The 14,020-nt window shown below is 64.5% G+C and carries 10 protein-coding genes and 1 pseudogene; 7 read left to right on the top strand and 4 right to left on the bottom strand.

Translation table 11 applies throughout. The features are described 5' to 3' along the window. Genes IIB36_14305 through IIB36_14295 form a run of 3 tightly spaced genes read right to left on the bottom strand, consistent with a single transcriptional unit; the run spans nt 1 to nt 1,888 of the window. Nucleotides 1–1,197, bottom strand: coding sequence for an NAD(P)/FAD-dependent oxidoreductase (locus IIB36_14305; GenBank protein MCH7532911.1), 1,197 nt, complete (start codon nt 1,195–1,197; stop codon nt 1–3). Nucleotides 1,198–1,248: 51 nt separating this feature from the next. Continuing rightward, nucleotides 1,249–1,377: an FAD-dependent oxidoreductase gene (locus IIB36_14300; GenBank protein ID MCH7532910.1), complete on the bottom strand. Its 129-nt coding sequence runs from the start codon at nt 1,375–1,377 to the stop codon at nt 1,249–1,251. A gap of 28 nt (nt 1,378–1,405) precedes the next feature. After that, nucleotides 1,406–1,888, bottom strand: coding sequence for an iron-sulfur cluster-binding domain-containing protein (locus IIB36_14295; protein MCH7532909.1), 483 nt, complete (start codon nt 1,886–1,888; stop codon nt 1,406–1,408). Nucleotides 1,889–2,145: 257 nt separating this feature from the next. Between IIB36_14295 and IIB36_14290 the strand changes: the two genes are divergently transcribed. Beyond that, nucleotides 2,146–2,727, top strand: coding sequence for a hypothetical protein (locus IIB36_14290; GenBank protein MCH7532908.1), 582 nt, complete (start codon nt 2,146–2,148; stop codon nt 2,725–2,727). Nucleotides 2,728–2,768: 41 nt separating this feature from the next. Here the strand turns inward: IIB36_14290 and IIB36_14285 are convergent, their stop codons facing one another. Then, entirely contained in the window at nt 2,769–5,375 is a 2,607-nt protein-coding gene (locus IIB36_14285; protein MCH7532907.1) for a hypothetical protein, read from the bottom strand. A gap of 87 nt (nt 5,376–5,462) precedes the next feature. Between IIB36_14285 and IIB36_14280 the strand changes: the two genes are divergently transcribed. From IIB36_14280 to IIB36_14255, 6 genes and pseudogenes are all read left to right on the top strand, one after another. Next, a complete protein-coding gene (locus tag IIB36_14280) occupies nt 5,463–5,636 on the top strand; it encodes a DUF4396 domain-containing protein (GenBank protein MCH7532906.1) in 174 nt (57 codons plus the stop codon). 105 nt (nt 5,637–5,741) lie between these two features. Next, nucleotides 5,742–8,147, top strand: a complete 2,406-nt coding sequence (locus IIB36_14275) for a GAF domain-containing protein (GenBank protein ID MCH7532905.1) — start codon at nt 5,742–5,744, stop codon at nt 8,145–8,147. Between the two features lie 394 nt (nt 8,148–8,541). After that, nucleotides 8,542–8,823 (top strand): annotated as a pseudogene (locus IIB36_14270) (hypothetical protein). A 126-nt stretch (nt 8,824–8,949) separates the two neighbouring features. Further along, complete coding sequence (locus tag IIB36_14265) at nt 8,950–10,317, top strand: hypothetical protein (protein ID MCH7532904.1); 1,368 nt, start codon at nt 8,950–8,952, stop codon at nt 10,315–10,317. Nucleotides 10,318–10,398: 81 nt separating this feature from the next. Beyond that, nucleotides 10,399–13,710, top strand: coding sequence for a glycosyl hydrolase (locus IIB36_14260; protein ID MCH7532903.1), 3,312 nt, complete (start codon nt 10,399–10,401; stop codon nt 13,708–13,710). A gap of 68 nt (nt 13,711–13,778) precedes the next feature. Continuing rightward, nucleotides 13,779–13,997 carry a hypothetical protein gene (locus tag IIB36_14255; GenBank protein ID MCH7532902.1) on the top strand — a complete coding sequence of 73 codons (219 nt, stop codon included), beginning with the start codon at nt 13,779–13,781 and terminating at the stop codon, nt 13,995–13,997. Nucleotides 13,998–14,020: the final 23 nt, after the last annotated feature.

The following is a 14,020-nucleotide window of genomic DNA, read 5'->3' as shown; positions in this document are numbered from 1 at the left end:
TCAGTTCGCTGCCTTGGCAGCTGCCTTCACCATCTCGCTCAACGTTGGATGGGCGTGGACGGACTTCCCGATGCGCTCGATGCGGCCGTGGTCGTGCATGGCCGCCACGACCTCGTGGAGCAGGTCGTCCCCGTGAGGGGCCAGGATGTGAAATCCGAGAATTTCGCCATCGGCTCGATTCACCACGGCCTTGAGCCGGCCGCGGCCATCACCGATCGCAAGGGACCTGGCACCCTGGACGGGGACGCTCCCCACCGCCACGTCGTAGCCCTGCTCGCTCGCCTCGGTCTCCGTCAGACCTACGGCGGCGAGCGCCGGATCGCTGAAGATGACGCGTGGCACCACCCGATAGTCGACGCTGCGCCCTGCCCCCTTTACTGCATTGAGAGCGGCGATGGGTCCGTCGTAGGTCGCCACGTGGGTAAACATCCACCCACCCTTCACGTCTCCGATGGCAGAGATGTTGGGCTGGCTGGTGGTCAGCCGATCATCTACCTGGACGAAGCCCTTCGCCAGGGTCGCTACTCCTGCCGCCTCTAGGTCGAGTCGGTCGGTGTTGCCGACGCGACCGGCCGCCAGCAGCACGACCTCAGCGCGAAACTCCTTCTCTTCTCCATCTACCATAGCCGAGGCCACCGACTCATGCCCATCTTTGCGCAGCGAGGTGACGGGAGCATTCGTATACACTTGGATGTCCTCTTCTCGAAGATACCCAGCCAGGAGCTGCGCCAGATCCGGATCCTCCGTGGGCGCCAGCCGGCTGTTACGGCCGAGGAGAGTCACTCGAGTGCCGAAACGACCGTACATCTGGGCGAACTCGATGCCGACATAGCCGCCGCCCACGATGATCATGCTGGAGGGCAGATCATTCAACTCGAGGGCGGTTCGGTTGGTGAGAAACTCGACGTCCTCGAGGCCGGGAATGGGCGGTACGACTCGACGCGCCCCGGTGGCCACGATGGCCTTCTCGAAGCTCAAGCGGCCATCTCCCGTTTCGATCTCATGCTCGTTCAGGAAACGAGCTTCCCCTCGCAGGAAGTCAATCGCTTCCTTTCGCCGGTCGAGGGCGCCGTAGATCGACTTGTGGATGCCTTTGACGATCGAGTCCTTGCGGGCAACGGCCTGATCCAAGCGGAAGCGAACTTGGCCCTCGACCTCGACTCCGAATTCAGCTGCCCGCCGGGCAACCAGGTGCATGACCTCGGCCGAACGGAGTAGGGCCTTGGTGGGTACGCACCCTTCGTTGACTCAGGTGCCGCCGACCTCGTGCTCCTCGATCAATGCGACCTTGGCTCCCAGGTTAGCCGCCATGTGGGCAGCCGGAAGTCCACCCTGTCCGGCCCCCACGACCAGGACGTCGTAGTCGTACGCTGGCATGTCCCGCTCCTTTTCTGCTGGAGACTGGTCAAGAATTCTGTCGCCCACGGGTGCTGTCAACTCGCGCCGCCGTCAGAGATCGAGCACCAGGCGTTCGCCCTTCGCTCTCGAAACGCGGGGGCACATGAATCGCGCGCGGTCGGCCGCGGTCAGGCACACGTCCCTGTGGTCCGGCTCGCCCTCGACGTACGGTGGCCGTGCAGGACCCGCACTCGCCTCGCCGGCACTCGTACGATGTCCACACGCCCGCCTCGAGCATCGCGTCGAGAATCGTGGTGTCCGCCGGCACGTCGGTGGTCATTCCGGATCGGGCGACCTCCACGCGAATCGGGCTATCGCCCGAGCACACGCCGCAGACCATGCCCGTCTCGGAAGACCGGCCGCCCGTGTAACACAGGGCGTGATCTCCCGCGAGCTGGACCACGTCGTCTCTGTACGCCATGCGTTCGGGAGCGGCGGCTGCATAGTGCACCTCCGTGTCCGCGCCGCTCGCGACCAGCGTCCTCAGCATGGCCAGGATCGGTGTGATCCCGATGCCGCCGGCGATCAGCGGTAGTGGGCCTCCGGGCTCTGTTCGAGTCGCTGACCCACTCTACGCTACGGCCGAACGACGTGCCGTGGTTCCACGCCTTCGAGTCGGAGTTCCCGGATCTTGAGCGGAACCCGGGGGGTTGAGTGCCTCTCAGCGTTGCGCCACTCTTGGCATTCGGCCCCACATCACTCGGGTCGGCATCTCGCCGAGGACGCCAATCCCGGAGCTAGCTGATCATGGATCCATACGAGTATCTGACCGTCTTCGTCTCAGTGATACTTGGCCTCGCCGTCGTTCACCTCCTTAGCGGCGTCTCGCTGATCCTGGACACGAGGGTCCGCGAACGAGTCGATTGGATTCATGCTGTGTGGACGGCCAACGTGTTCATTACGACGCTCTTGGTCTGGTGGTTCAACTTCAGCCTCACCGACGTCCAAGTGTGGACGCTGCTCCACTTCCTGGACCTCGTGGCGTACTCCGTGGTCCTGTACCTGATGAGCGGACTGCTCTACCCAGTGAGAGGTGCGGAGATCATCGACTTCCGCGCTCACTTCGAGAGTAATCGATCTCGGTTCTTCATGGTATGGCTGGTGTTTCAGGCGGTCGATTTCGCGAACGCTGTGTTGCAGCAGCGGGCGCTCGGCTCCGATTGGGACCCGCTCCGCCTGGCTTCTCTCGTGGTGTTTGCCGTGGCGTTTGCCATCGGGAGACGCAGCGACGATCGGGCGTTCCACGGCGCGTTGGCCATCGCTTGGCTATTAGTCTGCCTTTGGTGGGGCGTCGGGGGACTTCGGGAACCCATATTCGCTCCGTCATAGCCCCGGTCAACACGCGTCGCCCTGCTATGTCTCGTCGCTGTCTAGTACGGCAGCCCGAGAATGACGAAGAACTTCGTGGATTCGTCACTGACTCCGATTCCCGCGCGAACGATGTAGGGCTGACGGACTGGTTGAAACCAGAGACCTCCGCCAAGGCTGGTATGCCATCCTCCGGGTGAGGACCCAGCAAGGGACACGCGTCCCGCGTCGGCAAAGCCGAACACCCCTGTCCCGACGGGCACCAGGACCTGCGGACGCCAGAACCGGAGCCGGAGCTCGGCGCTGGCGAATGCGGCGGCATCTCCGGCGAAGCGCTGGTCGGCCCATCCGCGGATCGTCGAATTACCCCCGAGGAAGGCTGCTTCATACCACGGGAATCGACCCCAGACCTGCTCACCACCCGCCCGCAGAGCGAGCGAAATCCAGGGGTCGAGAGAGGGCGCCAACAGAGTGGATACCTCGGCGCCGGCCCTGCCGAACGTCCGCTCGACGTCGAGCAGGTCCGGGAAGGCCGTGCCGATGAGCGAGACGCGGATACGGTTGCCGGTGGTCTCGGAATCGATGAACGGGTCTATGACGAGGCTAGCCGTGGCACCGAGCTGGATGAACTGGCCGTTCCCGTAGATCGAGTCCAAAGTATTGTAGAAGCGCCCGGTGTTCTCGCCTGTGCTGAACCGCTCGAGCGCCAGGCCACCCGACAACACGAACCGGGAGCTCGGCGAGACCCCGAGCCCGAGCGCGAAAGAGGCTGCTGTCTGGTCGACCTTATGGAACGACTGTGCACCGGTGGGCGTCGTGTTACCAAGCCCGAAATAGTGGAGGACGTCCAGCCGTGAGATACGGCCCCCCAACGTCCAGAAGAGGCGGGAGTTCTCTTGGTTCAGGCGTCCCTCGATCTCGACCCGTCCTTTACGGAGGGTTGGCGTGTACCCGCCTCGGACGTCGAACGCCGATGCGTACGGTGGCTTCCGGAAGCCGTAGCGCTCGAAGTGGGCTCCACCCCCCAGGAAGAGTCCGAGATCGGACGAGTACAACGACCAGAAGATCGGCAGCGTACTGCTGCCCCAATCGCGGGGCTGATCTCGGTCCTCTTCCGTCCAGACCCACTCGTCGAACTCCTTGTCGTCGATCGGCTGAGATCCGCTGCCCGATACCTGGTTGACGCCCTCGTGATCGTAGAGTCGCACTCGCTGTCCATCCGACCCGAATTCATAGCGGTCGTCTCCTGCCCCGCCGATGATCCGGATCGTGATATTCGACCAGGCGCCTCCCCGCACCACTACCTGGTCATCGCCGCCCCCTAAGTAGATCCTGATCTCGTCCGTTTCCGTGGCGTCGAAGCGACGCTGAAAATACGCTGCTTCCAGATGATCGGGCGCGGTGATCGTCACTCCGACGCGACCCGACTCCGAGCGATCGACCACGACTACTTCGTCGGCGTTGGTGGCGTGGATGTCGACCTTGTCGGCGAGCAGTCGGTAGAACTCGTCCCACGCCTCATTGAGCAGGTCCCTCCTCACTCGCAGCGTGCGGGCGAGTTCCTCACCGCCGAGCGCGTGGATCTCGGGCGGCAGCTGTCGCACGGCTTCCTCGATCACCTCGTCCGTGAGTCGCGCCTGCAGTGCGGTCCCCACTGAGTCCCACACCTGTCGCTCGAGCCCGGACAAGAACCACCGGTCCAAGGCCCGCGCGTTCCAGTGCAATCGCGTGATGTTCGGGTAGCTTTCCTCGAAGCGAACGAACTGCGGCATGTACAAGCTCACGATTCGAGTCGCAGCGCCGTCGAACTTGGAGAACGCCTGGTCGCGATCGGTCGGCACGGGTAGCCATGTCCTGGGCTCCGCCTCGCTGTAGGTCGCCCACCGCCACTGTCCCCGGTGCCTATCCCAGTCGCCGAGAAAGACATCGACGAGTCGAGCAGTGAGAAACGCTCCGCTGTCGACCAGGTCACTGGGGCCCCGATCGAGGCGCTCGGTCAACGTCTCACTGGCGATCACGCGGGCAGTCCCTGCAAACGATGTGCGGTCACCCTGATTCTCGTCGGGACGTTCCTCGATGAGTCCCAGAACGCCGGCGAACTCCTCCCTGAACTCTCCGAGCGCAGGATCGTCCGGCATGAGCCTGAGCTGGGGCTCCACGTGCAGGACTCCCGCCGCTTCCAGGAGTGGCGCAGCGACCAGCGCGCCATAGGGGTGGGCCGCGCTGATCCCGTCCTGAACGAGCTCGTTGACGACCGTCCCACGAAGAAGTGGGTCGAGCACGGCCGAGGGATCCTTGTCGACGGAGCGGAAGCTGTACTCCCGGCCGTCCGCGCCCATGAACCTCAAGGATCTCGTCTGTAGCCCTCCCCCCGTCCGAAGTGGCTCGAGTCCCCCGGCGAACGACGACAGGTCGAGCAGCTCCACCTGGATGATCTGGGTCCACACATCGCGGTAGTGCCGACCCAGGATCCACCGATGGAGGGGCCCGGCGCGATAGCGCTCGCCTGCGGCCACCACTTCTCCATGGTCGGCGGCCTGTGCAAGCAACGAGTGTGCGAAGCACGTGACTAGGCCGATGACCGCAAGCAGTGTCCGTACCGTCCCAGCCGCCCGTGGTGGCACGGCGCGTCGCTTCCCATCTGCACTCATGCGAGAGGTGTCGAGCATGGACGTCCCTCCTGCGTTTTCAGATATGCGAAGGTCAACGTTGCCCAGGCGGGTCGCAAGCTCCCTGCGGAGGGGCTGAGCATCGCCGTGATGGAGGCGACCGAAGTGCTGGTGGAGCTCTATACGCCCGGAGTGATGGGCGCAGGATTGAGCAGCCCCATCTTCTGGCTGGGCATGGGTCTGGCCCTCTTGGCCGGCTTCATCGCGGCTTGGCCTGTGAACTATTGGCTGGTGGGGAAGGGCATCCGGCATATACACTAGTGGATCGCGAGCGGGGGTGGAGTCGCGGGATCCTCGGGCTCCGTCGGGGTATTGGGTTGTTCGCGGTGAAACCCGCGGCCCCACGCTGGGAGGTATCGGCCGATCATGTCCAGCCCTTCGCTGATCGAGGAGTTTCCGTTCGGGACACGCCTGAGCTTGTCGCACCTGATCGACTTCTGGGAGCGACAGGCTGGGGACCCGAGTTCCCTCCATGCGCCCTCGGCTCGCGTGATCGTAGAGAGGCTCAGCGAGGCTCCCGAGCTGCGGCAGATCATTGACGATCGCTCGGTGCTGGAGACGCACCGGGAGCTTATCGACCTCCTAATGACCGCCATGGTCCCGGCCGGTCGGGACGACGATTACTACGCCATAGCCGTCGAGCCCTTTGGGACCGTCCCCTTCTACGAGTCACCGGGTTGGCGACGACTCGGGTTCGGCGAGAGTGAGCGCTTCCACGAGCACCTGAACATCCCGCCGGACCAATTGCTCTTCGGGAAGCTCATGTGGGCCTACGAATTCCTGCTCGAGGAGTGGGTCGGAGTCGAGGCAGACCTCCAATACGCGATGGTCATGACCGTCCGCGATGAGGAGGTTGGGCTGGACAGGCACTTCTCGTTGAGCATCGATCCACGGTTCGTTTCGGTCCGGCTCGTTCGGGATATCGAAAAGCCGTCTTCGGAGGTCATAGCACGCCTGCTGGCCGAGCCGACCGACGTCGACCTGTGGACTGAGACTCTCCCTCCAGACGCCTTCGAGTTCGATGGGATGACGGTGATCACCGCCGTGGACGTGACACCGCACGAGGTGATTTCGCGACTCAAGAACGACCTCATCGAGAAGGATTCGATGGCGTCGCCCGAAAAGGTCGATCGGCTCCAGCGTCGCATTCGCAACCTCCTGGGTCGCCCGGAGCTCAGCCTCGGTCTTATCGCCTTCGACCGGCGAGCGGACGTTGATGCCATCGACGGTGCGAGGGCGGTGGGCAGGAGCCTGCTCCTCTGTGACGAGTGCGCCCCCACGTGCCCAAACCGGGCCAGTTCCCATTATGCAGCCGTCTTTCGCGGTACCGACCCGGTCATCGTGCAGGATCTGAAGAAGTCGAGAGTACGCACCGGCTACGAGCACCACCTTCGGAAGCATGGACACCGTAGCCTGCTCATCTATCCGCTTCACGTCGAGGGCAAGCTGGTCGGCCTCATGGAGCTCGCCTCCCCGAGGCCGGGAGACCTCAACGCCTTCAACGCTCGAAGACTGGTGGACGTCGTTCCCCTTTTCGCCACCACGCTCAAGCGCAACCTGGACGAGCTCGACGATCGTGTGCAGGCCCTGATCAAGCGGAAGTACACGGCGATCCACCCGGCCGTTGAATGGCGTTTCCGGGAAGCCGCGCTGAACTACCTGGAGCAAGGGGAGCGCGGGGAGGTGAGCCCCGAGCTCGATCAGATCGTATTCAACGACGTGTATCCACTCTACGGTCTGGCCGACATTCGCGGCTCGTCGCGGATACGCAACGAGGCCATTCGGGAAGACTTGAGGGAGCAGCTCCAGCTGGCGTTGGACGTAATCAATGCGGCGGGGCAGATCCAACCGCTGCCCGCACTCGAGGAAGTCGGATACTTACTGACGCAGCATCTCGACCAGATCGAATCCGACCTCCGGTCGGACGACGAATCGGGCGTCTTGGAGCTCCTCCGGCGTGATGTAGAGCCGCTCTTTGGAGAAATCGAGACCTACGGGAGTGATGTGGCCGAGCGCGTCGCCGCCTATCGCGAGGCGCTGGACGATGACCTGAACATCGTCTACCGGCGTCGCAAGGATTTCGAGCTGAGCGTGGCGGCCATAAACGACGCTATCTCGGCAACGCTCGATGCGGAGGAGGAACGTGCCCAGGCCATGTTCCCTCACTTCTTCGAGAAGTTCAGGACGGACGGAGTGGACCACAACATCTACGTCGGCGCCCAGCTCCGCGAGGACGGACTCTTCGATGAGCTCTATCTGCGCAATCTCCGGATCTGGCAGCTCATGACGACATGCCGGATCGAGTGGGAGCTTGCCCGTATGAAGGGCGACTTGCCCGTGCCTCTCGAGGCGACCCACCTCGTCCTCGTGCAGCATCAGCCGCTCTCGATCCGGTTCCGCGTCGATGAGAAGCGCTTCGACGTAGACGGGGCGCACGACATCCGATACGAGATCGTCAAGAAGAGGATCGACAAGGCCCTCGTGCGAGGGACAAAGGAGCGCGTAACCCAGCCGGGCCGGCTCACCATCGTGTATTCCACGGCCAGTGAGGGCGCCGAGTACAGGCGGTACGTCGATTTCCTCCAGAATAAGGGCTACTTCGCCCCGGGGCTGGACGAGCTTGAACTGGAGGACCTGCCCGGCATCTCCGGGCTCAAGGCGCTGCGAGTCACCATCGCCAGCGAGAGCACAAGCGAGAGCGGTGAGCCGGTCCCGCGGGCTCGACCCTCGGCCAGGGAGATCGAGAGGGTTCTTGCCGCGGACCAGGCTTAGCCGGGCTGGTCGCCGAACAGGCGGCAGTCGTTGCTGCGCACGTTCCCGCGATCGACTCGGATCGAGATCGGCTCCCGGTTCGTACCTCCCTCGACCGGAACGAGAACGCTGTAGGAGGACGTAGCGACGCATTATCTCTCAGTCGTGCGAGGCTCGTATCGATTCACGGCTGATACTCTCCGTCCAGCCGAAGTGCAGATCGGAAAGTTCGTCGGCGTTTGGCGCCGTCGAGACGGAGATTGGCGCCTGCACACGAATATCTCGAATAGCGACCAGCCGCCCCCGAGGCGGTCGCGCTGACGGCGTGCGTCATTGCCGGCACGGGCGCACAGGGTCCTGGCGACCGAGGCTGCGGCCGACGCCCTCCACGACGAAGGCCCGATACACGATGGCCTTCACGCAGCCGATGGCAGGGCTGTGGGGGCCGAAGGTGATGATCATCAACGAGAGGGCGGGGTCGGGGGGAGACCTGATGCCTTACCTGTTCCGCTTCAAGGAAGTCGGTCCGCTGGTGGGGACTAGGACCTGGGGAGGCCTCGTTGGCACTTGGGATACGCCACCGCTGATCGATGGTGGGGGGTTCGTGGCTCCCCGGGGCGGCTTCTTCGACGTGAACGGCGAGTGGGCCGTCGAGGGCGAGGGCATCGCGCCGGACATCGAGGTGAGAGGGAGGTAAGGCGGGCGAACACGCGGCACTCACCGACCTTCGACACCTCTTCGGGTTGCCCGCCACCGGGACAGCGCGTATCCTATCTGCTCTGCCCCCTGGGGGCCAGTCGCGCTATTCTAGATGGGAAATCTCATGGCCCAGCTGCAACCCCCCGTCGTCGTCGTGCCCGGTATTACCGCGACCAGCTTGCGCGATGAGTATCCGGTGGGTACCGAGGGGGTCTGGGGAATGCTCCGGAAGTCTTGGGAGCGTGTGGAACTACACCCGGACGACACCCGCTACGAGTTGAGGGAGCCCGCGCGCGTCGTAGTCGACAAAGTGTTCGGCTTTCCTTACGGCGACTTCATCGAGGATCTCCGGCACGACCTCTCGCCTACCGCGGACCGGCCCGTCCCAGTGTTCGCTTTTCCGTACGACTGGCGGCAGTCGCTGTCCGTGACCGAACAGGAGCTGGGCGACTTCGTTACTGAGGTCGTCGCTCGCACAGCCCTGCTTCGGCACTACCACGCGGCAGGGTACACGCGCGCAAACGGGACGGTCGATCTCGTGGGTCACTCGATGGGCGGAGTCTTGATCGCCGGCTACGTCGAAGCCACTCGAGGTGCACGGGTCAGAAGAGTTTCGACGCTCGGGGCGCCGTTTCGGGGTTCCTTCGAAGCGGTCATGAAGATGGCGACGGGGCTGAGCGAGCTGGGGAGCTCGGCAAGCCGTGAGCGAGAGGTCGCCAGGCTTACGCCCGCCTTGCACTACCTACTCCCCCGCTTCCGCCAGGCCGTCACCGCGGATCCCGGCCTGATCCGAGATCTCTTCCGTCACCGAGCTTGGCAGCCGTCGGTTGTCCAGACGATCTCCGAGTACATCCGGCTGCATGGACTTCAGGGTCAGGACCGAGCCGCGGACGAGCTGACCGCCATGGCCACGGACTTGTTCCAACGGTTGCTGTCGGAGGCGTCGGCCCATCGCGCCCGCGTGGGTCGACTGAGTCTGGCTCGGTGCGGGATGACGCGAAGCGACTGGATGGCGGTCGTGGGTGTGGGAGAGAAGACCCGGGTCAACCTCCATATCGAGAGTGACGACGGCGTTCCGCGATTCGATCTGGGCTCGGTGGGGCGGAAGCAGGGCTACCCCAATGGCTCCAAGGACGACAATGGCTTCATTACAGCGAGACCAGTCGACACCGGCGACGGAACCGTGCCCTATGAGTCGGCGCTTCCGTCGTTCCTTCGTGCCGAGGACCTGGTGTGCGTCACCGATGACGACTTCGGCTATTGGGAGCTCAGAGATCGACTACTTGAGCGAGGTGCCTTCGGCAAGAGCGTGAGCCTTCATTCGATGCTGCCCGCCATGAACGTCGTCGAGAAGCTCGTCGTGTGTCACCTGAAGGGAGAGGCCGGTCAGCCGGGGCCCAGTCACAGTGGGGTCTGGGGTCGCCGTGGTCCCGGCGTTCCCGAAGGCGATTGGCGGCCACCGTTGCAAGGACTGAGGGAGAAGAAGCCCTAGCGCTTCGGGCCCTTGCCGACCCGCGTAGCGCTGAGCATGGTCCCTGGGATCCACGCCTCCCTGTCCAGAAGTAGGTAGCCCATGCGTTTCCTCGCCCAGACCGTCGTCCTCGGCGCGCTGGCCGCCACGGCGATCGTCCCGGCCGCTGCCGCGGCTCAGGCCACCGCCCAGATTGCGGACGCCCTCGATTCTCTGAAACTCCGTGAGGTTGGCCCCGCCGTCGCCGGAGGCCGCATCGCCGACATCAAGGTCGACCCGGAGAACACGTCCGTCTGGTACGTCGCCGTTGGCTCCGGAGGTCTCTGGAAGACCACCAACGCTGGCACGACGTGGACCCCCGTCTTCGACGATCAGCCGAGCTATTCGATCGGCACCGTTGCGATCGACCCCACGAACCCTGAGGTGGTCTGGGTCGGCACGGGCGAGAACGTCAGCGGTCGCCACGTGGGCTGGGGATCAGGTGTCTACAGAAGTAGAGATGGCGGCGCGACCTGGCAGAACGTCGGCCTGGAATCCTCCGAGCACATCGGCAAGATCCTCATCCACCCGGGTGATGGGAGTACCGTGCTGGTCGCCGCCGAGGGCCCGCTGTGGGCATCCGGAGGAGAGCGGGGCGTCTTCAAGACGAGCGATGGCGGGGAGACGTGGAGCCACGTGCTCGACATCGACGAGAACACGGGGGTCACGGACCTCGAGTTCGACCCGAGCGATCCCGCCGTCGTGTACGCCGCGGCATACCAGCGGCGCAGGCACGTCTGGGGCCTGATGTCCGGGGGCGAGAGCTCGGGCATCTACAAGTCGACCGATGGCGGGGACAGTTGGCGAGAGGTGACAACCGGACTCCCGAAGGGTGATATGGGTAAGATCGGCCTTGCCGTGACGCTGGCCGACCCGGACCTCGTGTACGCCACCATCGAGGCGGACGACGCCGAGCGCGGCTTCTATCGCTCGACGGACAAGGGTGAGAGCTGGCAGCGCCGGAACGGCTACATCTCCGGAGGCACGGGCCCCCACTACTACCAGGAGATCGAGGCGTCGCCCACCGACCCCGACCTCGTGATCCAGATGGACGTCTTCTTCCAGATCACGCGCGACGGCGGGACGACCTTCGACAACCTGGGCACGGGGCGCGAGAAGCACTCGGACAACCACGCGCTCTGGATCGATCCGGACAACACGCAGCACATGCTTGCGGGCACCGACGCGGGGCTCTACGAGACCTTCGATCAGGGCACGACCTGGCGGCACTTCCCGAACATGCCCATCTCGCAGTTCTACAAGGTCGCTCTCTCCAACTCGGAGCCGTTTTACGAGATCCTGGGTGGGGCGCAGGACCTGGGCACGCTCTGGGGCCCGGCGCGCACGATGAACACCGAGGGCGTGCGCAACTCGGACTGGCACTTCCCCATGGGCGCCGACGGCTACGGCGTCCAGATCGATCCGTCGGATCCGGACGTCCTCTATCTCATGACGCAGCAGGGGAACCTGTACCGCACCGATCGCAGAAGTGAGGAGTCGATCCGGATCCAGCCGCAGCCAGCCCCTGGCGATCCGCCGGAGCGTTGGAATTGGGATTCGCCGATCATGATCAGCCCGCATGACTCCGACCGGCTCTACTTCGCCTCGCAGCGACTCTGGCGCAGCTCCGATCGGGGCGACTCATGGACTGCTGTCAGCGGTGACCTGACCACGAACACCAATCGATACGAGCTACCGTATATGGGCCGCGTCTGGGAGCTGGACGCGATGCACGACAACGGCGCGATGTCGCAGTACGCCACGGTGACGACGATCTCGGAGTCGCCCATCACAGAGGGTCTGCTCTATACGGGCTCGGACGACGGCCTGATCCACGCCTCCACTGACGGTGGGCAGACGTGGACCCGCGCTGCGCCGCTTCCCGGGGTGCCCGAGCGCTCGTTCATCAACAAGGTCGAGGCGGACCTGCATTCGTCGGGCACGGTCTTCGCGCTTGCCGACGCGCACAAACAGGGCGACTACAGCCCCTACGTGTTCGAGAGCACGGACAACGGGGCGAGCTGGACGTCGATCCGGGGGGATTTGCCGGACGGCACGATCCTCTGGGCCATCCAGCAGGATCATGTGATCCCCGATCTGCTCTTTCTGGCGGCTGAATACGGCATCTACTTCTCACCGAACCGGGGTGAGAATTGGCACATGCTGTCGGCCGGAGCCCCGACGATCGCGTTCCGCGATATCAAGATTCACCGCCGCGACGACGACCTGGTCGGCGCCACCTTCGGGCGTGGCTTCTATATCCTGGACGACTACAGCCCGCTTCGGGAGATCGCGAACGGCGCGCTCGAGGGCGAAGGTGGCGTCATGCCCGTGCGCGATGCCTGGTGGTACGTGCCGTATGCGACCAACCAGGCCCAGGGGCGACCCACGCTGGGCAGTACCGCCTACGCCGCGCCTAACCCCGACTTCGGGGCGACCTTCACGTACTACCTGAAGGAGGCAAGCCAGAACCCGAGCGACATGCGGGAGACCACGGAGCGCGAGCTGAGGGAACGGGGCGGCGATGCGCCGTTCCCTGGCTACGAAGTGCTCCGTGCGGAGGCGGCGGAGAGCGGGGCCAGGGTGCTGCTTCAAGTTTCCGATGCGGCAGGCGATCCCGTGCGTTGGGTCGAAGGCCCTGCCCGCGCCGGCTTGCACCGTGTCACGTGGGACCTCAGGCGTCCCGCGCCGAATCCGATCGACCTCTCCACACCGAGCTTCACGCCGCCGTGGGTGACCGACCCCTTTGGTCCCCTAACAGCTCCAGGCACGTACTCGGTGCAAATGGTGTTGGTTTCCGCCGATGGCGTCGAGGAGATCGGTGGCGTGCAGAGCTTCGAGGTGAAGCCCGTGCCAAACGCGCCTCCGGGCACGGACTTCGTGGCCGTAGCGGACTTCCAATACCAGACGAGCGAGCTGTCCCGTCGGGTGAGTGCGGCAGGCGGTGAGATTACACGCGTGCGGGAGCGCCTGCGCTACATGCGGGCCGCGCTGGTTCAGACCCCGCGCGCGGATCCCGCACTGTTCGGTCGCATGGACGAGATCGGGCGGACGCTGGATGGTCTGTCGCTGCGGCTCCAGGACGACCCGATTCGCGGATCGCTCAACGAGTCGAGCGTGCCTACGATCTCCAACCGGGTCGGAAACGTGATCGGAGGGCACTGGTCGACGCGCCAGAACCCCACCGCGACGCAACGGATGAACATCGAGATCGCCCAGCGGGACTTCGCGGTGCTGGAGCTGGAGCTCATCGAGCTCATCGACGGGAGGTTGTTGGCAGTGGAAGAGGCGTTGGCGGAGTCGGGAGCGCCTTGGACGCCGGGGGCTCATTTAGCCATCCGCTCGCTCCCCCGACCGCGTATCATTCTTCCTTGACCACGCCCGGAGGCTGCGGCGGGCCGACCGCCCTAGTCACCGGTGCCGGGAGAGAAGGGGAGACGCTCGTGACCGTTCGTTGGAGGAACGTGAAGATCCAGGAGTTCAAGCTCGATCGCCTCAAGGAGGTCGTCGAAATGGAGAGCGACTGGGAGGCGGTAGACGAGGCCATCAACCGCGTCCTCTTCACGGAGGAGATCCGTTCCATGCTCGACGAGTCCGACGAGACCGGCGACGAGCCTGTCTCCGCGGCTGACGATGACACGGGACTGCCGTGGGACGCCTAACGCTAGCCGGCGGCTTGCACATG

The sequence above is a fragment of the Gemmatimonadota bacterium genome (assembly GCA_022560615.1).
GTDB lineage: Bacteria > Gemmatimonadota > Gemmatimonadetes > Longimicrobiales > Gaopeijiaceae > UBA1138.
This window is presented reverse-complemented; position numbering and strand designations above follow the sequence as displayed.

What these genes read in the sequence shown, in the direction of transcription:
- IIB36_14265 (MCH7532904.1), top strand. Translation starts at nt 8,950, where the DNA reads ATGGCCCAGCTGCAACCCCCCGTCGTCGTCGTGCCCGGTATTACCGCG.
- IIB36_14285 (MCH7532907.1), bottom strand. Translation starts at nt 5,375, where the DNA reads ATGCTCGACACCTCTCGCATGAGTGCAGATGGGAAGCGACGCGCCGTG.
- IIB36_14305 (MCH7532911.1), bottom strand. Translation starts at nt 1,197, where the DNA reads ATGCACCTGGTTGCCCGGCGGGCAGCTGAATTCGGAGTCGAGGTCGAG.
- IIB36_14295 (MCH7532909.1), bottom strand. Translation starts at nt 1,888, where the DNA reads ATGCTGAGGACGCTGGTCGCGAGCGGCGCGGACACGGAGGTGCACTAT.
- IIB36_14260 (MCH7532903.1), top strand. Translation starts at nt 10,399, where the DNA reads ATGCGTTTCCTCGCCCAGACCGTCGTCCTCGGCGCGCTGGCCGCCACG.
- IIB36_14300 (MCH7532910.1), bottom strand. Translation starts at nt 1,377, where the DNA reads ATGCCAGCGTACGACTACGACGTCCTGGTCGTGGGGGCCGGACAGGGT.
- IIB36_14275 (MCH7532905.1), top strand. Translation starts at nt 5,742, where the DNA reads ATGTCCAGCCCTTCGCTGATCGAGGAGTTTCCGTTCGGGACACGCCTG.
- IIB36_14290 (MCH7532908.1), top strand. Translation starts at nt 2,146, where the DNA reads ATGGATCCATACGAGTATCTGACCGTCTTCGTCTCAGTGATACTTGGC.